We start from the raw sequence: 5,866 nt of genomic DNA, 5'->3' as shown, positions 1-5,866 counted from the left end.
TGTCGGGAATGAACCGGTCAACAAAAGCCGTGGCGACCGTCAGGGTCAAATGGCGGTCTCGCCGGCAGGCCATGACCTTGACGTCCTCCCCGGTTTCAGGATAGCGCTTTTTGAAATCCGCCGAGTTGAGAAATCGTTCCGCCGCCAGCACGAGGGCTTCCGTCTCGCTGAGGGGGGCGTAGCCGACAGCCGCCGACGTGTCGTTGGCGCCCATCACCTCACGATCGAAGATGTCGCCGAGCTGAGCGGATCCCGGTTTGAGTTCGTTCTGGAGCACGAGATGAACGGTCGGATCGACGAACCGGAGGTGCTTCCGGAACCATTCCCCGACCGTGGCCCGAACGACGGCGTCCACATCGATTCGTCGATTTCCGCAGACCGTTGTGGCCCGGTCCCCGATGACCATCCGCATGGGGGCCGTCACCCGGCCTCCGCCCGGCCGCGGCGTGCTGGATCCCGCCACCAGAAGGCTCTTGTCGATGTTGTGGTGCAGGATCCGCCCGAATTCTTCCTGGTAGGCGCGGCAGAGAGCGACTGAAATCGCCTCCTGGACCGCATCGCAAATGGTGTCCGGATGGCCGATGCCCTTACGCTCCACCAGTTCGACCCGCCGGCGTCCGACGGGCTTGCACCGCGATGGTTCAATCACCACTGTCGGGGGGTGGGGTCTTCCGTGCATGGGCCGGCCCATATCGCCTCCCTTCTTCGGTCGTTTGCGTGACGGCGGCAAGCCGTCCGGCGTTGGTTGCGGATTTCCAGGGGTGGACGGGATGGGTTCCGGTGATTTCGGCGTTTGTATGTTGGATTCTCGAAAATGGGCTGGGGCCGTCCATGGAAAATCCTGAAACGAATTTATACCCGGAGCGGCCAAAAAGCAATGAGATTTTATGGATAAACGGACGTGTTGACATTCTTGCAGAGCCGGCGATATAATTTATTATTCAATTTTCGATTTTCATGATGGTAACCGGAAAGAGGTGCCGGGAGGATACAGCCCGGGCCCCTTCAGCGGTGAGTTTTAGTGCCGCTTAAGCGCCGCGGCGGATCAGCGGCCCGGATTGTTTGAGCGCAAGCGAGTTTCCGGGCCGCCCGGAGCAAGCTTTAGCGGCACTTGAACGAAACCGCGTGGGGCGCGGGCTGTATCCTCCCGGCACCGGCCTATGAAAGTCGAAAGTTGAGTGATTATGGATTAAGGCGGATGCTTTCGTAAGCAGTCGATCTTCAGACGGTTTCGAAAAAGTGCGCGATGGTTTCTCTGCGTCACATCATCGAGGGCCTCTATCGCAGGCCCGAACGGTCCGCCGCCTGGATCGAGCTGGTCCGGGATCTGACGGCCCCGATCACCGTCGTCGAGCCGGATATCGCATTTTCCCGACGCTGGGCCGGCTCGGGGGATATGTTCGTCCTGGCGGCCTTTCAGGGGTTTGTCAAGGGTGCGGATTTTCTGGACCGGGCCCTCGAGCGGGGCGATCGGTTTCTGTTGCTGGAGCGTTCGGAGCGCATCTGCGCCTTTGCTTGGGTCACCTTCCGGGACTATCCCCTGGATCTCCTGCACACCCTTCATCTGGATCCCGGCATCGCTTACCTGGTCTATATTTTCGTCTTTCCGGATCACCAGGGAAGGGGCGTGGGGTCCTATCTCCTGGGATCCCTGATGGAATGCCTTCGGGAGATGGGCTGCCATACCCTGGTTTCGGGGATGTACGAGGACTGGGAAATTTCGGTCGGGCTGCACCTCAAGGCAGGGTTCCGCATCCGCCGGAAATTCGTGAAAAGAAGGCTCCTGCGGTTTATTCCCTGTCCGCCGAAGGTTGTGAACATGGATGAATGATGTCCTTCCGGCGCTTGTCCGGGGTCATGGAAGAAGATCGTTGACTTGTCGCGGCACAACCGTTATTGAGAGAAAAGAACAGAAATATGAGCATTGGATTTTATAATCGAAATCGACTTTCGACTTAGATAGGCTGTATCCTCCCGACACCTCTTTCCGGTCACCATATTGAAAGCCGAAAGTTAAGGCTGAAGGTCAGAGGAATGCCCCCGTAACAAACGGGAGTGCTTATCCTCCTTCAGTCTTCAGTCTTCAGTCTTCGGCCTTCAGTCTCTATCCAGTCACGATCGTGAAAGTCGAAAGTTGAGTAATATTTTTTCAAAAATCCGAGAAATGAAAAGGAGTTTGAAGGTTCGTGATTAGCCTGGACAAGACGCGACAGAAAAAGATCCACAGCCGCAGCATCCATACCGCCGTCTACGAGGGCGGGCCCGACACGATTATCGTCGAGGGTTCCCTGAAGGATGAGCGTCACCTCGACTCATACCTGCCCACCGGTGAGATGCGTCCGCCGTATACCGTCCATCACATGATCATCCGCATGGAATTACAGATCCCGGAACTGGTGATTGTCGACGTGGCAGTGGAGATGCCCACGGCGCCCCACGCGGTCTGCCAGGAAGTGCGGGAGTGCCTTACCCCCATCAAAGGCATGCGCATTGCCGCCGGGTTCACCTCCCGGGTCAGGAAACTGGTGGGGCGGGAAACGGGGTGTACGCATCTCCAGGAGCTGCTGGCGGCCATGGCCCCGGCCGTCTTCCAGGGCGCCTGGAGTGCCAGGATCAGAAAGCCGATCGATCCCGAGGTCTATGCCGGCATGCTGGAGAAGCTTAAAAACTCCTGCTGGGCCTGGCGTGATGACGGCCCGTGGGCAGCCAAAGGGGTCAGGACAACCCGAAAATGAGGCGGCGGCGCATCCGCCTCGTCTCACCGTTCGGGAAATAGCCGCCTGATGTCCCCGGCCGTGGCGCGGCAGATGCCGCGTTCGGTAATGAATCCGGTCACCAGCCGGGCGGGGGTGACGTCGAAGGCGTAGTTGGCCGCCGGGCTGTCTTTGGGCGGCACCAGAACGTTTCGCAACTCGCCGCCGTCGGATCCCTGAATATACCGGACTTCGTCCGGATCCCGCTCTTCGATGGGAATCTCCCGGATGCCGTCGGTAAGGGTCCAGTCGAAGGTGGTGGAGGGGAGGGCCACGTAAAAGGGGATATCGTTATCCCTGGCGGCCAGGGCCTTGAGGTAGGTGCCGATCTTGTTGGCCACGTCGCCGGTGTAGGTGGTCCGGTCGGTGCCGGTGATGACCATGTCCACGAGGCCGTGCTGCATCAGGTGACCGCCGGCGTTGTCGGTGATGACCGTGTGGGGGATGCCGGCCTTGCCCAACTCCCAGGCCGTGAGCCTTGCGCCCTGGTTGAGGGGTCGGGTTTCGTCGACCCAGACATGGATGTCGATCCCCTGCTCGCGGGCCACGTACATCGGCGCTGTGGCCGTTCCGTACTCTACGCAGGCGAGCCACCCCGCGTTGCAGTGGGTCAGGAGGTTGACGGTGCCGCCGTTTTTCCGGTCCCGGAGTTCCCGGATCAGGGCGACCCCGTGCTCGCCGATTCGACGGCAGTTGTCTGCCTCGAGCTGAATGATCTCATCGGCCGCGGCAAGGGCCGCCGAGCGTTTTTCCCCGGGCGTTTTCGCCGTGCGAACGGCGGGAACCATCCGGTCCACGGCCCATGCCAGGTTCACCGCCGTGGGGCGCGCCGCCTTGAGCCGTTCGCTTTCCGCCGTGAGATAGTCCTCCGGCACCGACGGATCCGGGGCGTTGAGGACGATCAGGTAGACGCCGTAGGCCGCCGTGGCGCCGATGAGGGGGGCGCCGCGCACCACCATCTCCTGGATGGCGTAGATAATCTCGTCCAGAGTCCTGAGATCCATGATCACGACATCGTGGGGCAGCAGGCGCTGATCGATGACCTTCACCGTGCGGTGATCCCCATCCAGCCATATAGGCCGCATCTCTTTTCCATCGACTAACATATCGTTCACCTCAAATAAGGGGTTTAGGCTGAAGGCTGAAGACTGAAGGCAGGTATTTTTGCGTGCTTTGCGTGAGAATCTTTTTTGACAAGCGTCTTCCGGAGCGAAAAAATATCTCACGCAAAGCACGCAAAGGTTTTTTTATCCTTCAGCCTTCAGCCTTTTTTTATTCCACAAACAAGGGCACCACCTCAAATCGTCCCACATCCACCAGTCCCATATCGGTGAGCTTCAGTTCGGGAATCACCGGCAGGGCCAGAAAGCTGAGGGTCATGAAGGGATCGCGGAGGGTTCCGCCCATAGCCGCGGCCGCTGCGATCAGGTCGTCGAGCCGATCCCGGATGACGGTCATGGGCTCGGGGGACATCAGCCCGGCGATGGGCAGGGGCAGGGCCGCGCGAACATCCCGTTCAAAGGCGGCACAGAGGCCGCCGCCCATTCGAACGACGGCCTCGAGGGCGGTTTTCATCGCCTTGTCGTCGGTACCGACAACGATGATGTTGTGACTGTCATGGGCCACGCTCGAAGCCAGGGCGCCCCGGCGCAGGCCGAATCCCCGGACGAATCCCAGGCCGGTCCCGCCCTTTCCCGTATATCGCTCGACCACGGCGATCTTGAGGATGTCCCGCGAGGGGTCGGCCACGGCCATGCCGTCTCGGATTGTCGCGTCCAGGACGGACTGCCCCGTAACCAACTGGTCGGGAATCACATCGATGACCCGGATGCGACGGCCCTGGGCGGGAAGAGCGAAATCGACGGTGTCCGGCGCGATGTGCATGGACGGAGGGAGCCCGGCGGACAACGGAGGGGGAATTTCCGGACGCATGTTGCCCTTCTCGGCGGTCAGGCGCCCCCCGACGTAGACGGCCTCGGCCCGGGGGGCGCGGAGATCCGGAAAGATCACCATGTCGGCCCGGCGGCCGGGGGTGAGTGCGCCGACGTCGTGGAGGCCGAAATAGCGGGCGGGGTGCAGGGTGCCCATCCGGATGGCCGAGACGGGATCGAGCCCCAGTGCGACGGCGCTTCGGATGATGTGATCGACATGACCTTCCGCGAGAATATCATGGGGGTGTCGGTCGTCGGTGCACCACATCATGCGGTCCATGGTCTTTTCGTTGATGACGGGAAACAAGGCATCGAGGTTTCGTGCGCCGGTTCCCTCCCGGATCATAATGTGCATGCCCATGGCCAGCTTCTCGCGGGCCTCGGCGGCTGTGGTGCATTCGTGGTCGCTTTCGATGCCCGCGGCGACATAGGCGGCGAGGGGCTTTCCGGTCAAACCCGGCGCGTGGCCGTCCACGCGTTTTCCCTGTTGCCGGGCCAGGGCGATTTTTCCCAGAACAGCGGGATCTCCCGCCACGACTCCCGGGAAGTTCATCATTTCAGCCAGGGCACGGATGCGCTCCTCACCCATGAACCGGGAGAGCTCCCGGACGCCGAGGGCTGCCCCGGCCGTCTCCATGGCCGTCGCCGGTACGCAGGAGGGGAGGGTGTAGTAGACGCCCAGGGGCTGGTTTTCGGCTGCCGCCAGCATGTAGCGGATGCCTTCGACGCCGAGGACGTTGGCGATTTCATGGGGGTCGGCGACGACGGTGGTGACGCCCAGGGGCACCACCGCCCGCGCGAACTCGGTAACCGAGGCCATGGCGCTCTCGATGTGGAGGTGGGCGTCGATAAAGCCCGGGGCGACAAAGCTTCCGCTCAGGTTGACGACGGTGTCGGCGGCGTAATCCCCGAATCCGGCGATGCGGCCGTCGATCACCGCGATATCCACGTTTTCGATCCGGCCCGAGAGGACATCGACCATTTGGCCGTCCTTCAGGAGCAGGTCTGCCTGTCGATCCCCTCGCGCGCACTGGATGAGCCTCTGAGCATCCATAAAACCTCCTTGGGACTGTTCGGTCGGGAACGGCCGGCATCCTGACGGGTTCCCTGTGCACAAGAGCGTGTTCAGCGCTCGCATAATGAAGATCTCAACTTTCGACTTTCATGATGGTAACCGGAAAG

The 5,866-nt window shown here is 61.3% G+C and carries 5 protein-coding genes; 2 read left to right on the top strand and 3 right to left on the bottom strand.

All coding sequences use genetic code 11. The annotated features are described in order from the left end of the window. Positions 1-691, bottom strand: a 691-nt coding sequence (locus AB7S84_RS13300; protein ID WP_428154973.1) for a methionine adenosyltransferase, incomplete at its 3' end; no start/stop codon positions are given. Positions 692-1,246: 555 nt separating this feature from the next. Between AB7S84_RS13300 and AB7S84_RS13295 the strand changes: the two genes are divergently transcribed. Both AB7S84_RS13295 and AB7S84_RS13290 read left to right on the top strand, forming a co-directional pair. Continuing rightward, the gene (locus tag AB7S84_RS13295) at positions 1,247-1,831 is read left to right on the top strand and encodes a GNAT family N-acetyltransferase (protein ID WP_020878630.1); all 585 of its coding nucleotides are present in this window, start codon (positions 1,247-1,249) and stop codon (positions 1,829-1,831) included. Positions 1,832-2,186: 355 nt separating this feature from the next. After that, entirely contained in the window at positions 2,187-2,735 is a 549-nt protein-coding gene (locus AB7S84_RS13290) for a DUF2889 domain-containing protein (RefSeq protein WP_020878631.1), read from the top strand. Between the two features lie 23 nt (positions 2,736-2,758). Here AB7S84_RS13290 and mtnA read toward each other — a convergent pair whose 3' ends face one another. Together mtnA and ade are read right to left on the bottom strand one after the other, a co-directional pair. Then, complete coding sequence (mtnA, locus tag AB7S84_RS13285) at positions 2,759-3,859, bottom strand: S-methyl-5-thioribose-1-phosphate isomerase (protein WP_020878632.1); 1,101 nt, start codon at positions 3,857-3,859, stop codon at positions 2,759-2,761. Positions 3,860-4,025: 166 nt separating this feature from the next. Beyond that, positions 4,026-5,738, bottom strand: coding sequence for an adenine deaminase (ade, locus tag AB7S84_RS13280; protein WP_428154970.1), 1,713 nt, complete (start codon positions 5,736-5,738; stop codon positions 4,026-4,028). Between the last annotated feature and the right edge of the window lie 128 nt (positions 5,739-5,866).

The organism is Desulfococcus sp. (assembly GCF_050178255.1).
GTDB classification, from domain to species: Bacteria; Desulfobacterota; Desulfobacteria; order Desulfobacterales; family Desulfococcaceae; genus Desulfococcus; species Desulfococcus multivorans.
The sequence above is the reverse complement of the archived record's forward strand: the minus strand, read 5'-3'. Positions and strand labels throughout refer to the sequence as shown.